The organism is Neobacillus muris (assembly GCF_943193175.1).
GTDB lineage: Bacteria > Bacillota > Bacilli > Bacillales > Cytobacillaceae > Neobacillus > Neobacillus muris.
Genome location: NZ_CALPDF010000008.1, coordinates 57,664 through 83,607, shown reverse-complemented (window position 1 = coordinate 83,607; position 25,944 = coordinate 57,664). Strand labels below are relative to the sequence as shown.

Genomic DNA, 25,944 nt, shown 5'->3' with positions numbered 1-25,944 from the left:
AATGGGGATATCAAAGCGGATTTTGATTCCTGAAAATTATAAAAATTGAAAGGAGAATGAAATGGAGCCCCTTATTCGTTTAGAAAATGTTTCGTTTTCCTACAAAATTAATGAACAAACAAAAGTGCCTGTCCTTAGGGATATTGATTTTTCGATTTTCCCTGGAGAATATGTAGCCATTATTGGCCACAATGGATCAGGAAAATCCACTTTATCCAAACACCTTAACGGAATCTTAACCCCGGACATCGGGGATGTCTGGATTCATGGGTATAACACGAAGGATGTCAATCAGAAACGAGCCATTCGTCAAACGGTCGGCACGGTCTTCCAACATCCTGATAACCAAATTGTGGCGACCATCGTGGAGGAGGACGTCGCATTTGGACTAGAGAATATTAACGTTCCAAGAGATGAAATGAAACAGAGAGTCGATGAAGCTTTAGATATCGTCAAAATGTCCCAGTTCCGCCACAGGCCGCCACATCACCTCTCTGGAGGACAGAAGCAAAGGGTAGCGATTGCTGGTGTTTTGGCGATGCGTCCGGAGTGCATTGTGTTTGATGAAGCAACCAGTATGCTCGACAGTTTTGGGCGAAAAGAAGTTCTTCAGGTGATGAGAAAAATGAACGATAAGGGGATGACGATTGTTACCGTCACCCACCATATGTCGGAAGCTGCAGAGGCAGACCGAATTATCGTTATTGAAGGCGGACAGATTGTCATGGACGGCCCAGCGCGGGAAATTTTTAAGCATAAACAGGAATTAGAGCAGCTGCAATTAGAAGTTCCGGCTGTCAGTCAAATGGCTGAGATGATCCACAACCGTTTTGCCGAATTTTCAAAGAATATCATCCAAGAAAGTGAATTCATAGAAGAAGTGGTGAAATTATCTAAAGAGGAGGTGAGCTAATTGGCGGGCAGACCAATCATCGAAATCGAGAATTTGTCTCATACCTATATGAAAGGAACCCCCATGGAACATGTTGCCTTAAAAGGGGCCAACCTTTTTGTGGAAGAAGGGGATTGTGTCGCTATTATTGGCCATACAGGGTCTGGAAAGTCGACCTTGATCCAGCATTTCAATGGACTGATGCGTCCGGAATCCGGAAAGGTCCTTATTGATGGGGAAGATCTGTCAAACAAAAAGGTCAATTTGAAAACGTTGAGACAGAAAGTGGGACTTGTTTTTCAAAACCCGGAGGATCAAATTTTTGAAAAGATCATCGGTGACGATATCGCCTACGGTCCATTCAAACTCGGTCTTCCGCTAAAGGAGGTGAGGGAGCGCGTAAAGTGGGCCATGTCCGTTGTTGGGTTGGATTTCGAGGAAATGATCGACAGACAAACTTTTGCTTTAAGTGGTGGACAGAAACGTAAAGTAGCCTTGGCGGGAATCCTTGCATTAAAGCCAAAAATTTTAGTACTTGATGAACCGACAGCTGGTCTCGATCCACGGTCAAGGAATGAATTGCTGGAAAAAATTAAACGGTTAAACAAGGAAGAAAAATTAACCGTTATTTTCGTGTCCCACAACATGGAGGAGGTCGCACTTCTTGCTGATCGGGTCTATGTGATGGCGGATGGAACTGATGTGTTAAACGGCACCCCTAAAGAAATTTTTACGGATAAAGAAAAACTGCAGCGTTATCAGATCGGCACCCCAGAATCCGTACAGGTTCTTTATAGATTAACTGATCTTGGTTATGAAGTAAAAACGGATGCTTTTTCGATTACAGAAGCAGCCAACGAAATTATCAAGGTTCTTGCCTGCAAGAAGGAGTGTTCTAAGCATGTCCAGCGAATTTGAAATATCCAAACGGATTACCATCGGCCAATATGTACCAACCGGCTCGTTCATCCATCGATTGGATCCGAGAGTAAAAGTCTTTGCTTTTACAATTCTTGTATTGGCGATTGCCCTTAATACGAGTTATATCGGAAACGCTATTGGTCTCGTTCTATCGCTTTATTTATTCTTGGTATCCAAAATCCCGATCCGTTACGGGCTATCGGGCATCATTCCAGCGATCCCATTCATTGTCATTCTGGCTATTTTGCAGCTGCTTTTCCAAGGACAGCTTTTTTCACATGGCAAGGTATATGTGGATTACGGGTTTATCTTAATCACCAGTGAAAGTATACGCTTGGTCGTTGTTTCGGCCGTTCGCTTCGTTGAAATTATCTTCTTAAGTAGTGTTCTTACCTTAGCAACTTCCACAACAGAGTTAACACATTCCATTCAAAGCTTACTGAGTCCTTTAAAGAAAATAAAGTTTCCTGTCCACGAAATCTCCCTGATTACCACTATTGCGATTCGCTTCGTGCCGACCTTTGCCATCGAGATGGAAAAAATGATGAAAGCACAAGCTTCGAGGGGAGCTGACTTTGGTACCGGGGGCTGGTGGAGAATTGTTCAAAGAACAAAAGAAACGTTCCCCATCATTATTCCATTATTTAATATCGCCCTATCAAGGGCGGAAGATCTGATTCTGGCAATGGAATCCCGCTGTTACACACCAGGGGGCGAAAGGAGCTCGTACACCACGTATCGTATAGAAGCAAGGGATTATCTTGCTTTAGTTGCCGGACTTCTATTTGCAATTTTGTTGTTTGTTTATCCTTTTCCTATTTAAAAAACAAGGAGGAATAATGAAATGAAAAAAACATTAACGGTTCGCGATATCGTGATAGCAGGTGTACTGGGTGCGGTAGCGATTCTTTTAGGGGTAACCCGGTTGGGCTATATCCCTGTTCCAACAGCAGCAGGGAATGCAACCATCATGCATATTCCCGCGATTATCGGGGGGATTATGCAGGGACCGGTTGTCGGGCTCATAGTAGGTGCCATATTTGGAATTTCCTCCTTTTTGAATGCAACGGTTCCTTTATTTAAGGATCCATTGGTAGCAATATTACCTCGGTTATTTATTGGGGTGGTCTCATGGCTTGTCTATGTTGGACTCCGCCGCAGGAACGAGTACGTTGCCGTAGCTGTTTCTGCGTTTATCGGGACTTTAACCAATACAGTCCTTGTTTTGGTAATGGCAGTCATCAGAAACTACTTTACTGTAGGTGTTGCCTGGACCGTTGGCATTACCAATGGGATTCCAGAAGCAATAGTAGGGACCATTATTACGTTAGCCGTTGTATTGGCTTGGAAACAAATCGGCAAAAACCAAAAATCGAAGATCTCTAAGGATTTGTAGGATATGCATCATCAAATTACAGATGTGCCTGGAGTAAAAGTAGGCAATAAAGAGAACGTGCTGGCGTTAACCGGTTGTACAGCCATTCTTTTTGAAGAAGGTGCGGTTGCCGGAGTGGACGTGAGAGGGTCCGCTCCCGGAACACGGGAAACCGATCTTCTGAATCCTGTTAATTTAGTGGAAAAAGTGCATGCCATCTGTTTAAGCGGCGGAAGTGCATTTGGATTGGATGCGGCAACAGGCGTGATGCAAATTTTGGAGGAAAAAGGAATTGGTTTGGATGTGGGTGTTGCCAAGGTGCCGATCGTCCCTGCCGCGGTCCTGTTCGATCTTGTTTGCGGCGACCCAAAGGTCAGACCGGATAAAAAGATGGGATATGAAGCAGCAAAAGCGGCAACAGCTGAAAAGTTCAGCACAGGAAATGTTGGGGCGGGGTGTGGAGCTACCGTTGGCAAAATGGCCGGTCCGGACTTTTGCATGAAGGGCGGCCTCGGAAGTGCATCGATCGCCTTGGAAAATGGTCTTGTGATTGGTGCAATTGTGGCTGTCAATCCAGCTGGTGATGTCCGGGATGCTTCCTCTGATAGAATATTAGCTGGACCCTATAAAGATGGCAAGATACTTGATAGCCTCGAGCTTCTTGAACAAAACTATCTTCCCACTATGTCAGCAGGGTCTAATACGACCATTGGAGTGGTCGCGGTGAATGCTGATTTGACCAAAGCGGAGGCCACCAAGGTGGCACAGATGGCTCAGGATGGATATGCCAGAACAATTTTTCCAGCCCATACCATGTTTGATGGCGATACCATTTTTGCTGTTGCCACCGGAGGGTTAAGGGCCCCTGTTGACGTCATTGGCGCCCTGGCTGCAAAGGTCATGGAACGAGCCATCATTGATGCGGTTATGTCAGCTGAAAGTGTGAAAGGAATTATCGCTCATAAAGATTTATTGAAAGACCTTTCTCCGGAGCGGTGATAATGCTTTTATAATAAGGCTCTTTTCTAAAGGATTGTTGCTATTTCTACATTCATAGATCACCGGAAGAAGTGTTAGCAGGTTGCCTATTATTAGCGACCGAACTCTCGGGAAAATCACGAGACCGTAAGCTAATTAACTTTAAGCCCCGAGCGCTTGGAAAAACTACCCGTGCGGTCGCTTATCCTCCTATTGGGTATCAAATATTAGAAAATAAACTTTATTAGTATTTTATCAAAATGTGAAGGAGTGAAACTTTTTGAAATCAGTGATGAGTTGGGATGAATGGGCTAACCTGGATGCCATTGGTCTCGCCGATTTGATACGAGCGGGTCACATTACCCCGCAAGAGGTTGCCCAACAGGTTGCCCTCGCAGTCGATGCCTTAAATCCGGCGATTAGTGCCGTCATCGAGGTCTTCGATGATGCGGTCCATGACCCGATGATTGACGGTACCAATCCAGCCGGGGGGTTTGCCGGCGTACCATTCTTGATGAAGGATTTGGGACCCACAATTAAAGGTCGCCTCCAGGAAATGGGATCCCTGTTGATGCGGGGAAATCGTTCTACTACCGATAGCTACCTAACCCAGCGCATCCGTCAAGCAGGTCTTAACATCATCGGCCGGACGACCACACCAGAGTTTGGGCTATGCAGTTCTGCCGAGAATCCTGACGTCTATGTGACGCGAAACCCTTGGAACCCCGACTTTACCACTTGCGGCTCTTCAGCTGGTACGGCTGCATCTGTAGCAGCGGGAATCGTTCCAATTGGGCATGCCACTGATGGCGGCGGCTCGATTCGCATTCCCGCGGGTGTAAACGGCAACATTGGATTGAAGCCGTCTCGTGGTGTTTTGTCGGTCGCCCCTTACAGTTCGGACTTGATGGGAGTCGTCTCCGTACAGGGCTGCCACACACGCACGATCCGTGACACTGCTGTCTTTGTGGATAATTGCAGGGGGGGAGCACCAGGCGAGTTCATGCCATATTGGATGCCGCCTGAGCCTTATTCGGAGCTCATCCGTAGGGATCCACAAAAACTTCGTATCGCCGTATCCCATGAGTGGGGAGATTACCAGGCCACTCCGCACATTGTAGCTGAGTTAGAGCGTTCGGCTCACTTCCTCGAAGAACTGGGACATCACGTTGAGTGGGTAATTCCGGATATTGACTATCGTGCTGTCTACATGGCTCAAACCGAATGTTATATTATGAATTTTGCGCAAACCATAATCGGTCTGTTGGAGCAAAAAGGTTTAGAACATCCGCCAGCGGACCTGGTTGAACCGATGTGCATTCGTGTTTGGGAAGAAGGCCGTTCCGCCACCTATACGCAACGTGCTAAAATGCAAGGGGTGTTTAACAATACTTCCCGCAAGCTGGCCGCGTTCTTTGAGGACTGGGATATTATCCTTACACCGACGATGGCCCGGCCTACGCCTTTGGTTGGCACAAAGGAGTATCTGACCATCAGTGATAATCCGTCTGTCTATGATTGGTTTGATAATCTCTGGGGCATCTTCTCTTATACTCCGATCGCCAATCTCTGCGGTCTTCCGGGTATCTCATTGCCAATGGCTGTGCTTGAAAACGGGCTGCCGATGGGAATTCACGCGCTCTCAAAGCAAGGGGAAGATGGATTGTTGCTGCAGCTGGGAGCCCAAATCGAACGTGCTCTCAATGGTAAATGGAACCACGGCCGGCGACCGGCTCTACACGTAACATCGATTGATGCAGTGACGAAACAACTATAAGATCCATGGGGACGGTTCTATTGGTAATATAGAATGGCAATACAAAGGCTTTCTTGATCATATTTAGCCATCAGAACCGTCCCCGCGGTTTAAGTGGATTATTCTGCAAAAAAGTCGATCTCTATTAAGTTCTCAGAATAAGATCTGCTGGGTGTTAATTTTTTGAAAGATTGCTCTTGCGTCTGCCATATAAAAGATAAATGACCAATCCCACCACCATCCAAATCACAAAGCGGATCCAAGTAATCGATGGCAGGCTGATAATCAGATAAATAGAAAAGCCAATTCCGATAATCGGGACAAATGGAACAAACGGTGTTTTAAACCTTCTTTCCAAATTCGGCTGTTTAACACGCAGCACCATGATCGATGCACAAATAAGGATAAACGCTGACAGCGTACCGATGTTCACCAATTCAGCGACCTCATTGATGGGCGTTAAACCGGATACAACCGCTGTTACCGCTCCAATAATGAGGGTTGGCCGATAGGGAGTTTTATATTTGCTGTGGACCTTGGCAAACCAGTTAGGAAGCAATCCATCGCGGCTCATCGCGAACCAAATGCGTGAACCGGCGAGCATAAAGGAAAACAGGACCGATAAGATTCCGGCAATGGCGGCAGCAGAAATAATCAAAGTGATCCAATTTAAACCTGCTTGGCTAAAAGCCTTCGCAATCGGTGCGGCATTATTTAATGTTTCATAGGGGGCCATTACGGTAATCACGAGAGACATGCCTATATAAAGGCAGAGAGCAATCGCCAAGGAAAAGACTACCGCACGGGGCAGGTCCCGCTGCGGATTTTTCGATTCCTCCGCCGCTGTGGTCAAGGTGTCATAGCCGAATACGGCGAAAAATACGAGCGCAGCACCACCCATCACGCCATGAAAACCAAATGGCATAAACGGGTGCCAATTGGCGGAATTTACATAAAAGCTGCCCACTGCAATGACCACTATCACGATGGATAATTTAATGATGACCATCAGGTTGTTGAATCGTGCTCCCCATTTCATCCCAATGGTAAGCAGCCCGGCAATCGCCAAACTGATGATCATTGCAATCAGGTCGACTTTATGGCCGGCACCTGTCCCTGGAGCCCCCTGTGCCCACAAGGGGAGATGGATCCCAATTTGGTGCAATATTTCTTGCATATACCCTGACCATCCAATCGCTACTACTGCGATGACCAGGGTATATTCAAGCAATAAATCCCACCCAATCAGCCAAGCTGCACCTTCACCCAGAACCGCATAGCTATAGGTATAAGCGCTGCCTGCAACCGGAATCAACCCAGCGAATTCCGCATAGCACAATGCCGCTGCCGCGCTGGCAAGACCTGCAATCATAAACGATAGGATAACGGCTGGTCCTGCTTGTTCTGCCGCTGCCACTCCTGTCAGTACGAAAATTCCTACACCAATGATTCCTCCTAACCCGATGGCGGTCAGCTGCCATAATCCTAAGACACGTTGCAGACCTGCACTACTTGTGCCTTCCTTTTGTAACTGGCTAATGGACTTCCTTCTCAGAAAAGTTTTCATCGATGTCCTCCATTTCTACCTTAAAAGTAACAACCTATTTTTTTGTATGAGGTTTTAAGGTTACTAAAAAAGCTATGATGAAAATATGGAGATATACAAAGATTGCTTATTGCTAATCTGATTGAAATAAATGATATGAACTTACAAAAATATTTTTACGAATACGTCACATTTGAAATGGGAGGCCGTATTCAATAAAAACTTGAGTTTCTTTAGCGATTAAGGGTGCAGGGCACCCGGAATTCTCCTGCCGGAAATGATCCCGCGCTGGCATGGTCTTGAAGCCAATCCTATTGTGACGGCACAAAGAAGCAGAAAACCGCTGCGGAAAACTCCATACTAACATTAGCTTGAGCTGCTTTCTTTAATGAAACTCCCGTAATATGTAAGGCCGTTCCGTTCACATCGTAGTCTGCAGATTTTCCATTTACTTTGATATTGGATACATCGATCCCGCCGCCATTGCTTGTGAACATGTCAGCATTGCCCCATAAATTAAAGTACAATTCTTTTATTGGCGGGTGTTTGGGTGTTGGCCGAAACATGCTTTTTGGAAGCTTCAGTCCCGTTAGACGGCAATGATTGTGCCGAAACTACGGTTGGAATCACTAAGCACCTGCGATTGCCAAGGACGTTACCATCCTTGAAGATTTTTTCCTTTTCATAGGTTTTCCCCCTTTGTTTTATTACTCTATTAATTTTCATAAAATAGGGTGGAATTAATTGGTAAAATATTCCTGAATTTAATTAGAAATTTCCACGATCATCTAGGGGCTTAGGATAAACAAAAATCTAATTACCGGCAAAAAGCTGCCAAGTACCTTGCAGAAATGGCAAGGTGCCTGACAGCTTTTTAAAGTCTGGTATATTTGTATTTTCTCACTAACAGCATATTATTGGCTGCGTGCGCTCCAATCGTCAATTCGGTGCTGTTCGTTTTTGAGGTGATACTCTATTGGTTAAATTAGTCAATGACATTAAGTGATGATGCAAATAATGACTTAACATATGACCTTCAGACACTATGGAATATGACTTTTCTGGATTACTCTTTAGGGGTAAAGAAAAATATCTTAAAGGCAGGGAAATATATGAAAAAATATGGGATTTTATCATTGATGCTTATCTGTTTATTGACGGGTTGTTCCGTTGAGATTGATACTGGGTCTTTAAAAGAAGAACAGCTTGCCACAGCCGCCGAAGAGCTAGGGCTGTCCTTTGAAGAGACGAAAGAAACAATGGAGCTGCTTAAGGATCAAGAAACACTAACAGCTGAAGATCAAAAATTGATCGTTAAGAACTTGGAACAATTAATAGAGGAAATCGAACAATTTAAAGATGAGGACGGCACCCTAATTGGTAAAGCGGCAAAAAAACTAGCGATGAACCAGCTGAACAAAAAAGAAAAAATTCTGTTAAACATTCGGGAAAAGGCAGAAAATGAAACAGCAGATATTTCTGATATAAAAAAAATCATGAACACTGTTTCAGATGATTTTGAATTCAGTTTATTTGGCAGTTAAGTTAGGCGCCGTGGAGCATTTCAGAAAATAAATAGCAGGATGCTGCCGCATAACTGCGATTTGATGACTTTAGGAGCTTGGAAAACTAGTCCAAGTTCTTTTTTAGGAGGAAAAAATGAATGACGTTATTAAAAGCACTTTTATATCATTTTTTAAATTTGGGGGCATTTTATCTGATGCTGCCCATTATTTTTATAATGGCTGTGATCTATCTCTTCAGGAAGAAAAGGAAATCTTAATGTAAGTGCATCGTTTCTATTTTCTTCCTCCATTAAATCTTTTTTCCAAGGAGAATCAATTTATGTTATTTTGATAGAGAGAAAAAAATAACTAAAATGAAAGAAGCTGATTTTAGGTGCAGCTAGCTTTGGATCAAAGAAAATGGTATTGGCTGGATACGATCTTGTTCTTGTTTCGTACTTTATGGATATTTTACAATGCTTATTCATTCTTAAGTATCTCAAATGGTTTGATATTTAAATGGATATTATTTTTCGCTTTTATGGCCATTTACCTTGTGCCGTTATTATTTTATCGGCCGGGCTCCATAAATGTACTTCATTATTATTTAGCAGAATGGTTGTTAACTAGCTGCATGTTTCTTTTTCTGATGTACCGCTATCATTCCATAGATGTTTATAATTTCATTTTTTTGCCCAGTATCATGATCGGGTATGCCGCCCAACTCAGACCATTGATATGGATAGCGCCATTATTGAGCTTGCTGAATTTTGTTATTGGCACATGGGCAGGGGATCAGTTTACAGAAAACTTCCTTGATGTTTTCATTTATACAACCTTTTGCTATTTGATCGGGTTTTGCTTAGGAAGAGTAACAGTCGTCAATAATAAGGAGAAAAAATTAATCGAATCGATCCAAGAAAAAAATAAAATGTTAGAACAATATTCTAGAATAATTGAAGAACTGACGATTGTAGAAGAAAGAAACCGAATTTCACAAGAGTTAGATCATACAGTGGATCACATCTTAACATCGGTTGTCACGAATTTGGATGAGCTTCCTTCCTTTATGAAAACAAACCGGGAAGGAGCAGAAAACGTCATTAAGGAAATTTCGGAGCTTGCCAGGGAAGGATTATATGATGTTAGAAAAACCATTCATCAAATGTCGCCTATTGAAAATCGTCAGACTTTGATTCAATCTTTTCATGAAGTAATGGAAGATTTTTTAAAGAATACGGAAACACAAGTTGATTTTCAGATAAGAGGTTCTGAAAGAGTTCCTGGAGAGAGAATCAAATATACATTAATTCGCTGTTTACAGGAAGGACTGACAAATGCAATCAGACACGGGCAGGCAGCGGAAATAAAAGTTAAGCTTTCGTTTGAAGAGGAGGCAATCCGCCTTTTCATTCAGGATAATGGGCTTGGCTTTGATCCACATAATCTTGGCTTCGGTTTACAGACCATAAAGGAAAGAATCCATTCACTTGGCGGGACGTTTGCAATTGAATCAAAGGTGAATAGTGGTACCAAAATAGGGTGCTCCGTTCCTTTAGCAAAATAGCAGATTGAAGTTTCTGGCAGCGTTTGCTTGAAAGAGGGGAGAAGGTGATAGGGTGGGGATGAGCTTAGATCAAAGAAAATGGAATTGGTTGGATACTTTACTTTTTTTTATGAGAACGCTTTGGATTTTTTATAATGCCAGTTGGGTCTTGAGTGCGACGATGGATACAACAAATAAATGGATCCTATTTGCTTGGTTTGTCCTGATTTACTTAGCCCCGCTGGTCATTTATCGGCCAGGTTATATGAATCTGGTAGTTTTTTTTATGATAGATACGGTGTTGTCGGGGAGTATGTTCTTGTTCATGATAAACCATTACCATATAATGGGTGTATATGATTTCCTGTATGTGCCTTTTATTATGACTGCTTATGCCTGTCAACGGAAGCCGTTCATCTGGATTGGCATGGTGGCAAGTTTTTTCATTTTCCTAGCTGGAACCTGGTTAGGGGGCCAATTTAATGAACAGCTCCCGGCTGTATTCATTAATACGTCTCTATTCTATGTGATTGGGTTCTGCCTAGGGAGGATTACGTCAGCCAACCATGATATGAAAAGATTAGCAGCCTCCATTCAAGAGAAAAATAAAGCACTGGATCAATACTCTAGGAAAATCGAAGAACTTACCATCATGGAAGAAAGGAATCGGGTATCACAAGACTTGCATGACACGGTTGGCCATATTTTCACATCTGTTATCACTAGTTTGGATGCACTGCCTTTCCTCATGAATGCAAGTATGGAAGAGGCTGAAAACACCATAAAGGAAGTTTGTGATCTTGCCAGAAAGGGATTGGATGATGTAAGACAAACCATCCATCAGATAACCCCATCTGAACCACAGCAGCCTTTATCCCATTCCTTTCATCAGATCATTGATGAGTTTATCAAGCATACAGGAACGAACGTTGTTTTTCAAATGGAAGGAACCGAAAGAGAATTGGAAAAGGGGATGAAGAATACCCTTATTCGCTGCTTGCAAGAAGGGTTAACGAATGCAAAAAGACATGGCCAGGCCACTCAAATAGTTGTTAAAACGTGCTATGATAAGGAATTTTTTATGCTGCAAATCAAAGATAATGGGGTGGGAACCGACTCCGTTCAGCCTGGTTTTGGATTACAGACCATGAAGGACCGATTAATCTCAGTAAATGGTTCATTGACGATTAGATCTAAAGTAAATGAAGGAATGGAAATTCATTGTTTGATTCCTCTTGGGAAGGAAGTGGCAAATAAATGATCAGAACCATCATTGTGGAGGACCAGGAACTGATACGCAAGAGTCTAAAGATCCTTTTAGAGAGCATGTCCGACATCAAGATCATCGGTATGGCTTCGAATGGAGAAGAAGCTATTGAATTATGTGAAAAAGAAAATCCCGAAGTTGTCCTTATGGATATTCAAATGCCTGTGATGGATGGAGTAAAGGCGACAGAGGAAATAAAAAAACGCATGCCGCATATTAAAGTGATTATTTTGACTACCTTTCAAGACATTACATATGTGTTGAATGCCTTAAATGCTGGTGCTGAGGGCTATATTTTAAAAGCAGTCAATCCGCAATTTTTAATAAATGGAATAAAGATGGTTTATCATGGCGGGTCCCTAATCCCGCAAGAGTTAGCAAAAGAAGTTTTTCAATCGCTCCATGCTGTTGCGGTAAAAGAAGGGGCAGGAGTCACCACTTCAACCGTGTTGAACACTTATGATTTAAATAAACAGGAATTAAAGGTTTTAAAATATGTAGCCCAAGGACTCTCCAATAAGGCAATCGCTGAAAGAATGTATTTATCCTTGGGCACTGTCAAAAACTATATTTCCAATATTTATTCTAAATTAGATGTCAAGAATCGGACATCCGCCATCACGAAAGCCATCGATGAAAAGATCATTAAGTGATATTTAGTTTTCTGCCAAAATTCATAATCAAAAGAGGGTGTCCCTAAAAATTTAGGGGCATCCTCTTTTTTTGATTTGGTCACGTCCCAAAGTAATTTTTCGATAAAAGAAGGTTGTGACTTTATTTATCCGCATGTCACTTATGGCTATTACCTTTTATAGCTAGAATGGGAACTGTAAAAAATTGAAAAGGATGATGAAAATGAAAAAAGGGTTTATTCAGATCGCGAGTATATGTGTCATCAATTTTGTTCTCAATTATTTATTGCTTTTCCCGTTAGGCTTGTTTAAGTATCTCGACACACCTGACCTAAAAATGTTTGGGTTAATGGGAGTGGTAGTTAGTGGAATTCCAGCGTTAACCACCATTTTATTCTATAAATTAGTGGATCGAAAACCAGTCCGCTCGATTGGTTTTACGTTAGTTCGCAAGGATTTCTTGTTCTCGGTTGCTGCCATTTTGACAACATTGACGATTTTCGCATTGGTTGTGGTTTTCGCCGCTAATCAAGGAATCATATCACCCGAACTGAACATGGAGGCATTTTCTAAACTAGACTTTTATCTTTCTTTTTTATTGGTCATGGTTTCTTGGCTGGCAGCCGCTTTTTATGAGGAGTTCTTATTTAGAGGATACTTTGTTGCCAATTTAAACTTCCTTTCAACCAAGAAGTTGTATGTCATGACGAGTTTGATATTTATGATTTTTCATATTTTCAAAGGGTATGATCTGCTGAGTAACATCATTTTAATGGGGATGAGCTGCGTATTCTTAACAATCTATTTAAAGAGCGGTTCGCTGCTTCCAAGTACGTTTACTCATTTTATTTTCAACTTCACAAATACCCATCTCATCGGAAACAGTGATATTGCCATTCTAAAATATTCAGGAGATTTAGGTATATACAATTTGATCAGTATTATTGCCTTTTCTCTTTGCATGATTATTTTGACAAAAATATTTTATAGAAAAAAGACCGGTAAAGTCATCACAAATCGTCAAGTCTATTCGTCATAAAGGAGCACTAAAATAGCAAGCAGACTCTTCTGTCGACTGTCATTTGGCATATCTGGTACCATTCTATTCCTTCGGGAATCTGCAATAGTTAACTAGTTAATGACAGTCTAACATCCTTTCTAGGAAACTTAAGATAAAGGGAACTTGACAGTATGTTTCATAAATAGTAACATTTAGTACGTGATAATAATAAATGATTTCTTTAAAAGCAGAACCTTTAGCAGAAAGTTAATAGCTCCTATTGACTTGATGAAAAAGGAACCCTTTTGAAACTAGAAATCTTATCTAATTGCATTCTTAAATTACATACGATAAAGGTAGACTATTTAAAAGCCCGATGTGGCAGTTAAAGGTAAACCGGCAATCTTCAAAGCTTAATGGTTTTAACAGGACCATTAACTTTAGAGTTGCCGGTTTTTTTGTTTTTACCAACCACAAAGATTCATAGTTTGAAAATCTATGGGGGAGAGATAGAATGTCCCATTATCTTGAGTTCATTTCATTGCCAGCTGCATTTTTAACCGTTCTTGCCGTATCTATGGCAAGCGCCATTTTATTCCTTTTCAAAAAGGTTCCCTTATCTTTTGTTCGGTATCACATTGGCATCATTTCGCTGCCTCCAATTGTCGCCTTATGCGGGGTACTCTCAAGCAATCGAAGTGTGATGGCGGGCCCTTGGCGATTTGACCCGCTGTCTTGGCTCCTGGCCCTTTTCGTTCTAACAATCGGATTGATTGTGCAGCGCTATTCTGTCCGTTATTTATTCGGTGACCGTTTTTACCGAAAATATTTTACATTATTGACGCTCACGACATTTGCTGACACCCTTACCTGGCTATCTAACGATCTTCGCCTTTTGTTGGCCTGTTGGGGAGTGACCCTTTTGGGACTTACTTGGCTTATCCGATTAAATAAGGAGTGGGCGGCAGCCAGAAAGGCAGCTGCGTTTACAGGGCAGCAATTTTTAATCAGTTGGCTGATCCTGCTGGCGGCTGTCATTTGGATTGCACAAGCGGCAGGAGAGTGGCAGCTCTCACTCGTTCTTGAAAAAAACAATCTTGCTCAACTTGCTTCATGGGAGAGAACCGGTATGAACCTCTTATTGATTGTCTCGATGATGATTCCGGCTGCCCAGTTTCCTTTCCAACGTTGGCTGTTGGACTCGGTAGTGGCTCCGACGCCTGTTTCAGCCGTCATGCATGCCGGTATCGTTAATGCAGGGGGACTTATGTTTACTCGTTTTGCACCGCTTATTAGCGGTGAGGCTGTACAGATGATATTGGTCATTTTGTCTGGCTTTTCCATCCTGCTGGGGACTGGGATGATGCTGGTCCATGTCGACTATAAACGGCAGCTGGTCGGCTCCACCATTGCCCAAATGGGATTTATGTTGATTCAGTGTGCCTTAGGAGCCTATATAGCAGCGATTATTCATGCCCTCTTGCATGGATTGTTTAAAGCGAGCTTATTCCTGCAGGCTGGATCCGCCATCCAGTACAGGGAGACAGCTGCCTTCAAGGATCGTCGATTTCCCTATTTGTGGGTGATCATAGGAGGGATGCTGGGCCTTGCTGCCGGTATTGGCTATTGGCTCGCCTCTGGCGGAGAGGGCTATCCCATCATCAGCACCCTCATCTTAGCTTGGTCCGTCCTATTCGCATGGAGTGGACTGGTTGCCTTTGGAAGCGGCAGAATTGGCAGATTAGCAGGCTTGGCCATCCTAGGCGGAGCAGCATTCATGTTTAAATTCATCCATATAGCTATAGACAGTCTGCTGCATGAAACGGTTCTATCTGGCAACCAGCCGCCTGCACCTGGTCTCATCTGGGTCCTGGTTATCTTGCTGGGGGGCAGCGCCATTGGATTCTGTCTGGCACCAAAGCGGCCCTCAAAAGTATTTACAGTCCTTTATCTTTGGCTGGTCTATTTGGGTGAGCCACACAAGGATGCAGTGGAAAGCCATCCAACCTATTTGTCAAAATCCTTGTCCTATAGGAGGTCATTAAGATGACAACGACATTAGCTGAAACCTTGATTTGGGAAAAAGCTGTTGAAGAGCTGGATCTTCAGGATTTAGTAAAAGCAGCCAGCAGCGTCATTGCACCGCTTGGCCCGATTCGCCAGTTTGCGGCGCGCAGTCCCTGGTCAGGATTGGAACAGGAAACCTTTGAACAGATTGCACGCCAGTTTAAAGATTTATGTGATATCGAGCTATTTCCGAATGAATCAGTCTTGCAATCGGCACGGAATCGAGGAGAAATCGATGGAAAATTTTTAGATGAAGGGCTGCAGAATTGGCTTGGGCAGCATTCTTTTGAACTGCCGCGAACAGCGGTGGAGCCCTTTTGCCGGGCAGCACTTATGGAAAACCCGCCGCCGAATGATTTGATCACACTTCCTGATGTGAAAAGATTGGCAAATAAATTGAGTGGCTTGAAGTCCCATCTAAAGGCAAGACCATCCGTGAAACCCGTTTGCCAGCGTTTCGAACAAATCGGCGGCGAGTGGGCATTAAAGGATCTTAACCGCCACATGATTAAATGGTGCAAATTGTTTCTGGATGAATCCCAGGCCGTTTGGCCGATGCCTAATCGCGAAAATGGTTTCTATCAGGCATGGCGGCAGCTGGCTTCCTTAGACCCAGCTTTAAAGCTAGAGGCACGTACACAGATAAAAAATTTGCCGAATGAAGCGGACATGGCTTTAAAAGCGGCATTATCTCAATTAGAAATTTCCCATTCAGAGACACGAGAATATCTTGAAGCTCATTTGCTAGCCCTGCCAGGATGGGCAGGGATGATGCTGTGGCGTACGGAGCAGCAGACAAAGAATCGCTCCTTGCTGATGGACTACTTGGCAGTTAGGATTTCAATGGAGCTGGTATTGTTGAAGCCTTTTCTCCCTTTGCCCAAACAAAGAAGAGAAGAGCAAGAGCTTTTAGAACCATTCATTGCAGCCTGGCTCCATTGGGGGAACCTCCCGATAAATGGATGGTATCAATTGCCTGCTGCGGAACAAAAAGCACGTTTGAATCTTGCCTGGCAGTTTGATAAGATGGTCCGCAATCGACTATGGCTCGAAGCATGGGAAAAAACATATGAAAAACAATTAAGGGAAAAAATCGTTTTGGTGCAGCAGCTGGCCGCTGAGCCTAAAATGCCTTCTATTGCACAATTCGTTTTTTGCATCGATGTGCGCTCAGAGCCATTCCGCCGAAAATTGGAGCAGATAGGCGGTTTTGAAACCTTTGGGGCAGCAGGGTTCTTTGGTTTGCCGATTGAAACCTGCAAACTCGATCATCACCATAGCCATCCTTCCTTGCCAGTCATGTCGAAACCACAATTCAAGGTAATGGAATACTTGCCTGATTTCCAATACAAATCCTTTCACGAACGGCTGCAGACAGTCCATTCATTGAAGGGCACCTTCAAAACGATGAAACACAACCTGCTGGCGAGTCTTTTGCTCCCGGAGGTAAGCGGACCCTGGCTGAGCATGCAGACATTGGCACGGACCTTTTTGCCAAGAGGTGCCGGCCGTACGTTCAGGAAGCTGATTGATACATGGATGATGAAGCCTGATGTGGAACTATCGCTTGACCGAACGGAGCATCCTGAAACAGAATTGCCGATCGGTTTTTCAGAGGATGAGAAAATCCAATATGCAAAGCAGGCTTTAAAGACGATTGGACTCACCGATCATTTCGCACCTTTCGTAGTGATCTGCGGGCATGGTAGCCGCAGCGTTAATAACCCGTATGCAGCCTCCATCGATTGCGGGGCATGCGGCGGGGCCTCAAGCGCCTTTAATGCACGTGTCCTGGCTGAATTATGCAATCTTCCCCATGTACGGCTGGCACTTAAAGCAGAGGGGATTTTGATTCCGGAAGACACCGTTTTTGCGGCGGCAGAGCATATTACTACGCTGGATGAACTGCATTGGGTGTATTTGCCAAAGCTCTCGGATCAGGCTGAGGAAGCCTTGACCCGCATTCAGGCCGTGCTGCCAAAGGTGAGTGAAGAGGCTAACACCGAGCGGATTTCGAAATTGCCCAATCTCAAAACCAAAATTAAGCATCCTAAAATGGAAGCACAGCGTCTTTCAGAGGACTGGAGTGAGATCCGTCCGGAATGGGGGCTGGCAGGGAATGCGGCGTTTATCATCGGGGAACGAAGTTTGACAGAGGCGTGCGATCTGGAGGGTAGAGTTTTTCTCCATAATTACAACTGGATAAAGGATAAAAATGGCGCTCTGCTCGCTGGAATAATCGCAGGGCCGGCAACGGTTTCTCAATGGATAAACCTGCAATATTACGCCTCTTCGGTAGCGCCTCATTTTTATGGCAGCGGCAATAAAGCAACACAGACCGTGACGGCCGGAATCGGAGTGATGCAGGGGAATGGCAGTGATTTATTAACGGGACTCCCATGGCAGTCGGTCATGCAATCGGATCACACACTCTATCATGCACCCATCAGACTGTTGGTGGTCATCCAAGCGCCAACAGAGTATGTAGAACGGCTGTTGAATCAGGATCCGGCCTTTAAACAAAAGGTCCAAAACGGGTGGCTTCGGCTTGCATCCATTGATCCGGAAGGAAATTGGAAAAGCTGGCCGTAACGAGCTCCCGATGCAGCAAATAATTTTTGCTGGTACTATAATTGGGTAAAAAGGAATAGAGCCAGTTTATTGTAGAGAAGGGATAGAACCAATATGGAGAAGTCAAAAGGCGCGCTTGAGGCTGAAATTAGCAAAACATTAACGCATTGGGAAAAAAATTATCTGGGCCGCGGGTCCGTTTCCGTTAAGACGGATATTTTACGGGACATGATCATCGTTACATTGTGCGGCATATTAACCCCTGCTGAATATGCCTTATGCAGGGATAAAGAGGGGCTGTTATCGATAAAAACAACGCGAAACAGCTTGGTGGAATCAGGTCAGGAAGAATTAAAGCAAATAATCCTTTCCATCACAGGCGAGGAAGTCATCAGTTTTCATACCGATTTAAGCACTCAAACCGGTGAAAGAGTCATGGTCTTTAAACTCTCAGGAGATTTGCAGAAAAAATTTTCTTAACAACTGGAAGAGTCCGATTGAGAACGGAATTCAATTCAAAAATGGAGTGAACGTAATGAATAGGGACGAAAAGAAAAAAGTACTGCTGGTGATGGGAATGGAGCAAAGTCCGGAGAACATTATGAAAAAGCTGGGCATTCTTCATCACGATCAACTATTAGTCTTGCAATCTTATGGACCAGAATTTTCCCCTTTCAGTGATATCATGCGGGACATCATCCTGGCTGTTTACCGGGAAAAGGTGGAAGAAATATTCGTTGCTGTTCCAAAAGAGAAGCGAAAGACCCCAAGAGAGACTCTTAATCAAATCTATGGCAATAAAGAATTGCAAGAGAAAATTCAAACGTTGGATTATCTGTTTAAAAATAGCATGCCAGTGTACCCGAAAAGCAGCATAAGAGAATGGCTGGAGGGCAACGAAGCCTCAGATGCCAGAAGGCAAACTAGTGCAGAGGTCATTCGAAACCATCCGTTGATGCCTTCGAACGTAAAAGTGACAGAATTAAAAATCGAAAATCAATCAAAATTGGCCGTTCTTTGAGAAATGCTCTAAATGCTCTGGTGCCGGAGAAGGTAAAGTTTATCCTTAGGAATTTCTAAAACGGCCAAAATGTATCGACAAATCAAATAAAAAATTGTAGAATCGTTTTATATGTTCATATAACTCAATAAGAAATCCGCTGAACGGCGGTAGAGGTTCTAGCTACCCTCTTTAAAAAACTAAGGAAAAACAGGTCTGCTTTCTTTAGTAGGCCTGTTTTTTCTGTTTACAAAGGAGATATTCAACATGAAACAAGAAAAAGCGGTTGTCGTATTCAGCGGCGGTCAGGACAGCACTACCTGCTTATTTTGGGCACTTAAGCAATTTGCCGAAGTCGAAGCAGTGACCTTTAATTACAATCAAAGGCACAGCCTGGAAATCGAATGTGCCAAAAATATTGCCAAAGAACTTGGCATCAGACACCACATTTTAGACATGTCGTTATTAAACCAGCTGGCTCCGAATGCCTTAACCCGTGATGACATCGAGGTGAAAAAAGGAGCGGAAGGAGAACTGCCCTCAACGTTTGTTCCAGGACGAAATCTGCTGTTCATCTCATTTGCAGGTGTTTTGGCCAGCCAAATAGGTGCCAAACATATCGTGACAGGCGTTTGTGAAACAGACTTCAGCGGCTATCCGGATTGCCGTGATATTTTTATCAAATCGTTAAATGTCACATTAAACCTGTCGATGGACAAGGAATTTGTCATTCACACACCGTTAATGTGGCTGAATAAAGCGGAAACCTGGCAAATGGCCGATGAACTGAACGCATTAGATTTTGTCAGAGAAAAAACCTTAACTTGTTATAACGGGATCATTGCCGATGGCTGCGGTGAATGCCCTGCTTGTCATTTAAGAAAACGCGGCCTTGATCAATATTTAAGATTAAGAGAGGAGTTATAAACCCATGTACGGCTTTCGAATCGTGGACAAACTCCAAAAAATCGACGAAGATATCAATCGCAGCCAGCTTAAATACCATAACAAACGCGTCCTCGTGAGCAAGGAATTCACGTTTGATGCGGCCCATCATTTGCATTGCTATGGGGGCAAATGCAAAAACCTCCATGGCCACACGTATAAAGTAATTTTTGGAATCAGCGGTTATGTGGATGACCGCGGTTTAATGATCGATTTTGGTGAAATTAAAGAGATCTGGAAAAATGAAATTGAAATTTTTCTTGATCATCGATATTTAAATGAAACCCTGCCGCCGATGAATACAACAGCTGAAAACATGGTGGTCTGGATCTATGAGAAGATGCAGGAATCCTTGCAAAATGAGGAAAAGCAGCAGCCATACAACGGTGCACGCGTAGAGTTTGTTCGTTTATACGAAACGCCAACCAGCTATGCCGAAGCAAGACGGGAGTGGATGGAAGTTGAGTAAAATACCAGTGATGGAAATATTTGGACCAACAATCCAAGGGGAAGGAATGGTAATCGGGCAAAAAACCATGTTTGTCCGGACTGCCGGCTGTGACTATTCATGCTCATGGTGCGATTCTTCTTTTACGTGGGACGGTTCAGGAAAAGATTTGATTAAGCAAATGAATGCAGAAGAAATCTGGCAGGAACTTGTTTCACTAGGAGGAGATGGATTTTCTTTTGTTACTATCTCTGGCGGGAATCCTGCATTAATCAAAAATCTTCGTTGCTTGATTGATCTTTTAAAAGAAAAAAATATTAAAACTGGATTAGAAACGCAGGGAAGCAAATGGCAGGATTGGTTTTTGGAGATTGATGAATTAACCATTTCCCCAAAGGCACCAAGCTCTGGGATGATGACGGATCTTACCGTTTTAGACCGAATCGTTGACAGGCTCAAGGAAACGGACCCCTCTCATCATGTAAGCTTGAAGGTTGTGGTATTTGACGATCAAGACTATCAATATGCCAAAACCATTCATTTGCGTTATCCCGATGTTCCGTTTTTCCTGCAAGCCGGCAATGATGACAGCAAAACGACTGATAATCAGCAATTGCTGCAGCAGCTGCTTTCTAAGTATGAATGGCTTATCAATAAAGCCATGCAGGATCATGATTTGAACAATATCAAAATACTGCCTCAGCTGCATACCTTTATCTGGGGAAATAAGCGGGGAGTGTAAAAAATGTTGGGCAGCCAACATTTTTTTTTTTTGGGGGGAAAATGATGTCTAATTCCACACAATACCGCTATTTTCGAACCCCGGGTTACCATTTGATGGCTAGGTGAGAAAGGATGTCACTCGAGAACGTATCCTCCCATATCGTTTTAGGTGCGCCATATTTTAAATAGAATGAATGAAGAATATCAGACGTATAATTTTCTAAAAAACAAATCTTTTTCTCTTTTTGTATTGAAATATTAGAAATCATTCCCTATAATTAAGACAATTTTTAAATATTTGTAATATTAAAATAGTGTTAAAGTATTATGCATGATTATCAGATGTCAGGAACTGAAGCAGGACAATTCTTCGGAAAGCATGATGAAGGGATATCCTTCTAGTGCCTGGAAACATAAACTGGAGTATCGGAGAACAGATTCAATCCAATCAGCAAGTACTGCATGAAATATAGAAGGGGATGTGTGAAGTGGGGATACAAACGCAAACTTTAAATCAAACCTTTATGAAAAAAATCTATGAAACGTTTCAATACCTTCATCAAAACCCAGAACTCAGTTGGGAAGAGAAAGAGACGACGAAATATGTGGCACAAATCCTAAAAGATGCAGGATGCCTGCGAGTCACCACCTTTGATGATTGCACCGGTGTCATCGGTGATATCGGAAACTTTAGCGGCAATCGGCCCGTTATTGCCATCCGTGCGGATATGGATGCTTTGTTCCAAGAAGTGCATGGAAAAATGCAAGCCAATCACTCATGCGGACACGATGCTCATATGACCATGGTATTAGGCGTATTATGGAGCCTTCATCAAAATGAAGAATTGAAAAAGCAAATCGGTGTCCGGTTTATTTTCCAGCCAGCAGAAGAAGTGGGAGCAGGTGCGTTAAAAATGGTCGAAAAGGGAGTTGTGGATGACGTTGATTACTTATATGGCATTCACCTCCGTCCAATAGAGGAAATGCGGACTGGTTTTGCTTCACCTTCGATTGTCCACAGTGCAACCCGGTCCATAGAGTTTGAGATTAATGGGGAGGATGCGCATGGCGCCCGGCCTCATTTAACCCATAATGCCATTGAAATTGGCACCTATTTGATCAATACGATTCATTCCTTGTATTTTAACCCCAATATTCCACACTCTGCGAAGGTAACCCGGTTTATCGCAGGTGGTAAAAATACGAATATTATTCCTGGAAAAGCGTCATTGGCCATTGATATGAGAGCCCAAACAAACCAACTTATGGATGAAATGCATAAGCAGGTTCTTCAGATTATTGAACATGCAAAAGACATTTACCAAACAGATATTGAGATTACCAATGATTATGGAATTGTGGCAGCGGAGTCAAGTGAAGGGGCCGAGGAATTGGCGGCGAAGGCGATTGAAACGGTTTTAGGGGAAGATAAATTAGCACCGGCCGTTATCACTTCAGGGGGCGACGATTTTCACTTTTATAAAGTGAATAAGCCTCAGTTAAAAGCAACTATGATCGGATTAGGATGTGATTTGCAGCCAGGTCTTCATCATCCTTACATGCATTTTGAAGTTGACTCATTGTTTAATGGAATCAACATTTTTAATGAAATATTGCTTCTTCATGGTGAAGAGGTGTAAGGACATGCAGACGGTCAGGTTCGAAAAACTAAAACTCAATAATGGTAACAGTCAGCCAGGAGGGTAAACCCGACTATTATCCTAAATCATGCGGATAAAAATGAATTGGCAGTCCATTTTGGGCTGTTTTTGTTTTGTACAATCCCTTGTTCATGATAACGGAACCACAGCGTCATTATGCTGCAGACAGAATAAGCCACTTCAAGAAAATAGAGTCTGCATCTTCTGAAAAAGTTCAGGATGCTTCAACAGTTATAATTACAACGATACAACGGGACACTGTAGAATTTCGATTTTTTAATGTCAGATTTTCTAACCAGCATTTTCGGAAAAGTGAGAATTTTACTTGCTGAATTCTTTTTTTTAATATATTATATTTTCAAATATTCATTTATAGTTGACTGTTAACAGTTAGTGAAAGTCTAAAATAGGATGTTTACTAATACAGTTGGCTTTTAAAGCCGAAAACTTTTAGAAGTCTGGTTTATATTGGTTCATGACTTCTTAAGGAATGAATCGGTTGATGATGTCAGTGCGATTTATGCAATGTTTGGTATGATAAATATAGTGTTAGATGGATTCAACTGTTAGGAACGGACATCAAGGCAGCCTCAATACCTTGAAAGGGGATACTATGAAAGAATGTTATTAAATCATCAAACCTTATCAGATAGTGTAGCAAGTATAATACGAAAAATGATTTTTAATGGCACCCTTAAACCCGGTGAAAGAATTAATCAGGTCCAATTAGCTGAGAAAATGGATATATCAAGAGGTCCAATTCGGGAGGCGTTAAGACTTCTTCAGAATGAAGGGTTGATAAAGCATGAAACTAACAAAGGTACCTTTGTTACCACGTTATCTCGGCAGGATCAAGTTGAAATTTATACATTGAGGGCTTTACTTGAAGGCGAGGCTGCTAAACTGGCTTCAAAACAGTTAACGCCATCCGACTATCATGAACTCGAAGAATTAGTGGAAAGCTTTCGTAAATTCACCTTAGAAGAGGACTTAGAGAATCTGGCAAAAATAGACTTAGAGTTCCATAAAAAAATTGTTTCAAAATGTGGAAATGCTAGGTTAATTAAATTCCATCAGCAGCTCGATACCCAGGTTGGAGCAATGTTCCTTACTGTTGCCAATATTGTACCTGTCCGTATTAACCAATTGGTGGATAACCATATTTATCTAATAGAGGCTCTGAAAGGACAGAATGAGGAAAGAATTAAACAAGTATTCTCAGAGCATTACAAAAATACTTTAAAGGATTTACGTAATAATTGAATTCAAGAAAAAGGACTCATCTTTTTAAAACAAATAAATGCACGCATTGAAAAAACAAATCATCTTTTTAAGACCTAAATGTTTTGTTGTATTTAAATATTCTAAACTTCAGGATGGTTAATATGGATATTAAACTCGATGATTTAACAGGACCTGATATTGCTGAATTGATTAGGGAACACCTTTTAGGTATGGCATTAAATTCTCCGCCCGAAAGCATCCATGCTCTAAATCTTGAGCAATTGCGAGGACCAGAGATTACGTTCTGGAGTGCATGGGAAGGGAATGAATTGCTTGGCTGCGGCGCGCTGAAAGAAATTGATCTTCAGCATGGCGAAATCAAATCCATGCGAACAGCGGCCAAACATTTAAGAAAAGGGGCTGCCAAACGAATACTTGAACACATCATGGAAGAGGCCAAGCGTCGCGGCTATTCAAGGCTAAGTTTGGAAACAGGCTCAATGGATGCATTTGATCCAGCCAGGAGGTTGTATGCCAGCTTCGGGTTTGAATATTGCTCTCCATTTTCAGACTATAAAGACGACCCAAACAGTGTTTTTATGACAAAAGCATTGAAGTGATTTCTTCAATCCCGAAAAATGACAGGTATGGATCTATGGAACCAGATCACACCTGTCATTTTTTTATTTATAAAAATCCCTAAATCACATATGACTTATATGGTTCAAGAAGATACCGTTCGATAAACCCGGCTAATCCATCCTGTTCGTGGTGTCCTGTAACAAAGTCTGCCGCAGCTTTAACCTCTTCGCCAGCATTTCCCATTGCCACACCAGTTCCAGCTTGACGAAGCATTTCTATGTCATTGGGACCGTCCCCAATGGCGACAACCTCATTTGGACTAATTCGATAGGCGCGAATCAAGCTTTTTATGGCGGTCCATTTGGATACATTGGGAGCAATCAACTCAAACCCGTCATTCCAATCGATGACTTGTGCCTCTTGTTTAAACAATGCGGAAACCTCCGGGCATGCTGCCCCTGTTCGAACACTGTATTTAAGGACATCTTGATAATTTGCCTGTCTTAAATCACCAATAAAGCGAGGAGGAATTTGCCCAACTTTTGTCCAATAATCGATTTCTTCATTGGTTTCCTTACAATAAACCCCATCTGCTGTATTAATAATAACATTGTAATCATGATCAGCTGTCAGGGCGTGGAAGCGTTGTTCGTCCAGATGGACTGTTTTCATTTGGATCGCTTTACCTGTCATTGGATCGTGAATAGCGGCACCATTCAAGCAGATCATCGGGGTTCGTAATCCAATTTCTTTATGGTAAGGGGCGGTTACTTCATAATGCCGGCCGGTAGCCAGAAAAACCTTGGTTCCCTGATTGATGAGCATATGAATAGCTTCTATATTTCGGCTGGAAATCTTGTTTGAGGCTTTTAGCAGTGTACCATCCATATCAATAAACATTGCACGCACATTCATTTTATCTGCCTCCTCATTCGTTGGTGAACCCATCATATCACCTGAATATTAAGGATATGTAAACTCAGTGTACAGATTCAATTAAGATTAATGGGAAGGGGTTTGAGCGTAGACGTAAACAACCAAGATATAACCTCTTTGGCCAAAAATTACCCGAGGGTTTTTTCAATCATTCAGGTTTTAGCTTTGAAAGAAAAAGATTCATTGGCAAATTTCGAAACCATTGAAAAGAAGTATAATATAAAAGTGTAAAATATTTTGGTTTTCCAAAATAAATAGAAAAGCCCCATATTTGGTATAGCGTGTTGACTTGAAATAATTAACCAAATAAGGTAAGCTTTTCTATTTATTAATAGTGAAAGAATAGCAAGTTAGACGTTTCCAAACGAT

General features: G+C 42.5%; 26 protein-coding genes and 1 riboswitch. Of the genes, 22 read left to right on the top strand and 4 right to left on the bottom strand.

From position 1 onward, the window contains the following. Positions 1–61: 61 nt before the first annotated feature. The 6 genes from NFS43_RS08340 to NFS43_RS08315 all read left to right on the top strand — a co-directional run bounded on the left by NFS43_RS08340 (position 62) and on the right by NFS43_RS08315 (position 5,943). On the top strand, positions 62–913 hold the full coding sequence (locus tag NFS43_RS08340) for an energy-coupling factor transporter ATPase (RefSeq protein WP_251551196.1): 852 nt from the start codon (positions 62–64) through the stop codon (positions 911–913). After that, positions 914–1,810, top strand: a complete 897-nt coding sequence (locus tag NFS43_RS08335; RefSeq protein WP_277613914.1) for an energy-coupling factor transporter ATPase — start codon at positions 914–916, stop codon at positions 1,808–1,810. Further along, positions 1,794–2,636, top strand: a complete 843-nt coding sequence (locus NFS43_RS08330; protein ID WP_251551195.1) for an energy-coupling factor transporter transmembrane component T family protein — start codon at positions 1,794–1,796, stop codon at positions 2,634–2,636. Before NFS43_RS08335 ends, NFS43_RS08330 begins: the two co-directional genes overlap by 17 nt. Positions 2,637–2,657: 21 nt before the next feature. Then, positions 2,658–3,209: an ECF transporter S component gene (locus NFS43_RS08325; protein WP_251551194.1), complete on the top strand. Its 552-nt coding sequence runs from the start codon at positions 2,658–2,660 to the stop codon at positions 3,207–3,209. A 3-nt stretch (positions 3,210–3,212) separates the two neighbouring features. Continuing rightward, entirely contained in the window at positions 3,213–4,187 is a 975-nt protein-coding gene (locus NFS43_RS08320; protein ID WP_251551193.1) for a P1 family peptidase, read from the top strand. 268 nt (positions 4,188–4,455) lie between these two features. Further along, positions 4,456–5,943, top strand: coding sequence for an amidase (locus NFS43_RS08315; RefSeq protein WP_251551261.1), 1,488 nt, complete (start codon positions 4,456–4,458; stop codon positions 5,941–5,943). A gap of 154 nt (positions 5,944–6,097) precedes the next feature. Here NFS43_RS08315 and NFS43_RS08310 read toward each other — a convergent pair whose 3' ends face one another. From NFS43_RS08310 to NFS43_RS08300, 3 genes are all read right to left on the bottom strand, one after another. After that, on the bottom strand, positions 6,098–7,489 hold the full coding sequence (locus tag NFS43_RS08310) for an amino acid permease (protein ID WP_251551192.1): 1,392 nt from the start codon (positions 7,487–7,489) through the stop codon (positions 6,098–6,100). 290 nt (positions 7,490–7,779) lie between these two features. Further along, the gene (locus NFS43_RS08305) at positions 7,780–7,965 is read right to left on the bottom strand and encodes a hypothetical protein (protein WP_251551191.1); all 186 of its coding nucleotides are present in this window, start codon (positions 7,963–7,965) and stop codon (positions 7,780–7,782) included. A 19-nt stretch (positions 7,966–7,984) separates the two neighbouring features. After that, positions 7,985–8,194 carry a hypothetical protein gene (locus NFS43_RS08300; protein WP_251551190.1) on the bottom strand — a complete coding sequence of 70 codons (210 nt, stop codon included), beginning with the start codon at positions 8,192–8,194 and terminating at the stop codon, positions 7,985–7,987. A 266-nt stretch (positions 8,195–8,460) separates the two neighbouring features. On the opposite strand from NFS43_RS08300, the gene NFS43_RS08295 reads away from it, so the two are divergent. The 16 genes from NFS43_RS08295 to NFS43_RS08225 all read left to right on the top strand — a co-directional run bounded on the left by NFS43_RS08295 (position 8,461) and on the right by NFS43_RS08225 (position 24,677). Beyond that, complete coding sequence (locus NFS43_RS08295; RefSeq protein ID WP_251551189.1) at positions 8,461–9,012, top strand: hypothetical protein; 552 nt, start codon at positions 8,461–8,463, stop codon at positions 9,010–9,012. Between the two features lie 115 nt (positions 9,013–9,127). Further along, positions 9,128–9,256, top strand: a complete 129-nt coding sequence (locus tag NFS43_RS24360; protein WP_277613913.1) for a hypothetical protein — start codon at positions 9,128–9,130, stop codon at positions 9,254–9,256. A gap of 123 nt (positions 9,257–9,379) precedes the next feature. Then, positions 9,380–10,540 (top strand): sensor histidine kinase, encoded by a 1,161-nt coding sequence (locus NFS43_RS08290; RefSeq protein ID WP_251551188.1) that lies wholly within the window; start codon positions 9,380–9,382, stop codon positions 10,538–10,540. 160 nt (positions 10,541–10,700) lie between these two features. After that, positions 10,701–11,780: a sensor histidine kinase gene (locus NFS43_RS08285; protein WP_251551187.1), complete on the top strand. Its 1,080-nt coding sequence runs from the start codon at positions 10,701–10,703 to the stop codon at positions 11,778–11,780. After that, positions 11,777–12,439 (top strand): response regulator transcription factor, encoded by a 663-nt coding sequence (locus NFS43_RS08280; protein ID WP_251551186.1) that lies wholly within the window; start codon positions 11,777–11,779, stop codon positions 12,437–12,439. The genes NFS43_RS08285 and NFS43_RS08280 overlap by 4 nt, the downstream gene beginning before the upstream one ends. Before the next feature lie 202 nt (positions 12,440–12,641). After that, on the top strand, positions 12,642–13,457 hold the full coding sequence (locus NFS43_RS08275) for a CPBP family intramembrane glutamic endopeptidase (RefSeq protein WP_251551185.1): 816 nt from the start codon (positions 12,642–12,644) through the stop codon (positions 13,455–13,457). A gap of 475 nt (positions 13,458–13,932) precedes the next feature. Then, positions 13,933–15,468: an NADH dehydrogenase subunit 5 gene (locus NFS43_RS08270; RefSeq protein ID WP_251551184.1), complete on the top strand. Its 1,536-nt coding sequence runs from the start codon at positions 13,933–13,935 to the stop codon at positions 15,466–15,468. After that, entirely contained in the window at positions 15,465–18,077 is a 2,613-nt protein-coding gene (locus NFS43_RS08265; RefSeq protein WP_251551183.1) for a DUF2309 domain-containing protein, read from the top strand. Before NFS43_RS08270 ends, NFS43_RS08265 begins: the two co-directional genes overlap by 4 nt. Positions 18,078–18,170: 93 nt before the next feature. Continuing rightward, on the top strand, positions 18,171–18,536 hold the full coding sequence (locus tag NFS43_RS08260; protein ID WP_251551182.1) for a Na-translocating system protein MpsC family protein: 366 nt from the start codon (positions 18,171–18,173) through the stop codon (positions 18,534–18,536). 55 nt (positions 18,537–18,591) lie between these two features. Beyond that, the gene (locus tag NFS43_RS08255; protein WP_251551181.1) at positions 18,592–19,077 is read left to right on the top strand and encodes a carbonic anhydrase; all 486 of its coding nucleotides are present in this window, start codon (positions 18,592–18,594) and stop codon (positions 19,075–19,077) included. A gap of 146 nt (positions 19,078–19,223) precedes the next feature. Beyond that, positions 19,224–19,266, top strand: a riboswitch (PreQ1 riboswitch). Positions 19,267–19,314: 48 nt separating this feature from the next. Continuing rightward, positions 19,315–19,983 carry a 7-cyano-7-deazaguanine synthase QueC gene (queC, locus tag NFS43_RS08250; protein WP_277613917.1) on the top strand — a complete coding sequence of 223 codons (669 nt, stop codon included), beginning with the start codon at positions 19,315–19,317 and terminating at the stop codon, positions 19,981–19,983. A gap of 4 nt (positions 19,984–19,987) precedes the next feature. Continuing rightward, positions 19,988–20,470 (top strand): 6-carboxytetrahydropterin synthase QueD, encoded by a 483-nt coding sequence (gene queD / locus NFS43_RS08245; RefSeq protein WP_251551179.1) that lies wholly within the window; start codon positions 19,988–19,990, stop codon positions 20,468–20,470. Beyond that, positions 20,463–21,191, top strand: a complete 729-nt coding sequence (queE, locus tag NFS43_RS08240; RefSeq protein WP_251551178.1) for a 7-carboxy-7-deazaguanine synthase QueE — start codon at positions 20,463–20,465, stop codon at positions 21,189–21,191. The genes queD and queE overlap by 8 nt, the downstream gene beginning before the upstream one ends. Before the next feature lie 505 nt (positions 21,192–21,696). Then, positions 21,697–22,812, top strand: a complete 1,116-nt coding sequence (locus NFS43_RS08235; RefSeq protein ID WP_420910310.1) for a M20 peptidase aminoacylase family protein — start codon at positions 21,697–21,699, stop codon at positions 22,810–22,812. 642 nt (positions 22,813–23,454) lie between these two features. Beyond that, positions 23,455–24,096, top strand: a complete 642-nt coding sequence (locus tag NFS43_RS08230) for a GntR family transcriptional regulator (RefSeq protein WP_251551177.1) — start codon at positions 23,455–23,457, stop codon at positions 24,094–24,096. A gap of 122 nt (positions 24,097–24,218) precedes the next feature. Further along, on the top strand, positions 24,219–24,677 hold the full coding sequence (locus NFS43_RS08225) for a GNAT family N-acetyltransferase (protein ID WP_251551176.1): 459 nt from the start codon (positions 24,219–24,221) through the stop codon (positions 24,675–24,677). Positions 24,678–24,756: 79 nt separating this feature from the next. Here the strand turns inward: NFS43_RS08225 and NFS43_RS08220 are convergent, their stop codons facing one another. Continuing rightward, entirely contained in the window at positions 24,757–25,554 is a 798-nt protein-coding gene (locus NFS43_RS08220) for an HAD family hydrolase (RefSeq protein ID WP_251551175.1), read from the bottom strand. Between the last annotated feature and the right edge of the window lie 390 nt (positions 25,555–25,944).

Coding starts and splice junctions, on each gene's coding strand:
- NFS43_RS08260 (WP_251551182.1), top strand. CDS start 18,171: ATGGAGAAGTCAAAAGGCGCGCTTGAGGCTGAAATTAGCAAAACATTA.
- NFS43_RS24360 (WP_277613913.1), top strand. CDS start 9,128: ATGAATGACGTTATTAAAAGCACTTTTATATCATTTTTTAAATTTGGG.
- NFS43_RS08325 (WP_251551194.1), top strand. CDS start 2,658: ATGAAAAAAACATTAACGGTTCGCGATATCGTGATAGCAGGTGTACTG.
- NFS43_RS08220 (WP_251551175.1), bottom strand. CDS start 25,554: ATGAATGTGCGTGCAATGTTTATTGATATGGATGGTACACTGCTAAAA.
- NFS43_RS08280 (WP_251551186.1), top strand. CDS start 11,777: ATGATCAGAACCATCATTGTGGAGGACCAGGAACTGATACGCAAGAGT.
- NFS43_RS08270 (WP_251551184.1), top strand. CDS start 13,933: ATGTCCCATTATCTTGAGTTCATTTCATTGCCAGCTGCATTTTTAACC.
- NFS43_RS08305 (WP_251551191.1), bottom strand. CDS start 7,965: ATGTTCACAAGCAATGGCGGCGGGATCGATGTATCCAATATCAAAGTA.
- NFS43_RS08285 (WP_251551187.1), top strand. CDS start 10,701: ATGGATACAACAAATAAATGGATCCTATTTGCTTGGTTTGTCCTGATT.
- NFS43_RS08265 (WP_251551183.1), top strand. CDS start 15,465: ATGACAACGACATTAGCTGAAACCTTGATTTGGGAAAAAGCTGTTGAA.
- NFS43_RS08330 (WP_251551195.1), top strand. CDS start 1,794: ATGTCCAGCGAATTTGAAATATCCAAACGGATTACCATCGGCCAATAT.
- NFS43_RS08225 (WP_251551176.1), top strand. CDS start 24,219: ATGGATATTAAACTCGATGATTTAACAGGACCTGATATTGCTGAATTG.
- NFS43_RS08310 (WP_251551192.1), bottom strand. CDS start 7,489: ATGAAAACTTTTCTGAGAAGGAAGTCCATTAGCCAGTTACAAAAGGAA.
- NFS43_RS08230 (WP_251551177.1), top strand. CDS start 23,455: ATGTTATTAAATCATCAAACCTTATCAGATAGTGTAGCAAGTATAATA.
- NFS43_RS08295 (WP_251551189.1), top strand. CDS start 8,461: ATGACATTAAGTGATGATGCAAATAATGACTTAACATATGACCTTCAG.
- NFS43_RS08300 (WP_251551190.1), bottom strand. CDS start 8,194: ATGAAAATTAATAGAGTAATAAAACAAAGGGGGAAAACCTATGAAAAG.
- NFS43_RS08235 (WP_420910310.1), top strand. CDS start 21,697: ATGAAAAAAATCTATGAAACGTTTCAATACCTTCATCAAAACCCAGAA.
- NFS43_RS08275 (WP_251551185.1), top strand. CDS start 12,642: ATGAAAAAAGGGTTTATTCAGATCGCGAGTATATGTGTCATCAATTTT.
- NFS43_RS08340 (WP_251551196.1), top strand. CDS start 62: ATGGAGCCCCTTATTCGTTTAGAAAATGTTTCGTTTTCCTACAAAATT.
- NFS43_RS08320 (WP_251551193.1), top strand. CDS start 3,213: ATGCATCATCAAATTACAGATGTGCCTGGAGTAAAAGTAGGCAATAAA.
- NFS43_RS08255 (WP_251551181.1), top strand. CDS start 18,592: ATGAATAGGGACGAAAAGAAAAAAGTACTGCTGGTGATGGGAATGGAG.
- queD (WP_251551179.1), top strand. CDS start 19,988: ATGTACGGCTTTCGAATCGTGGACAAACTCCAAAAAATCGACGAAGAT.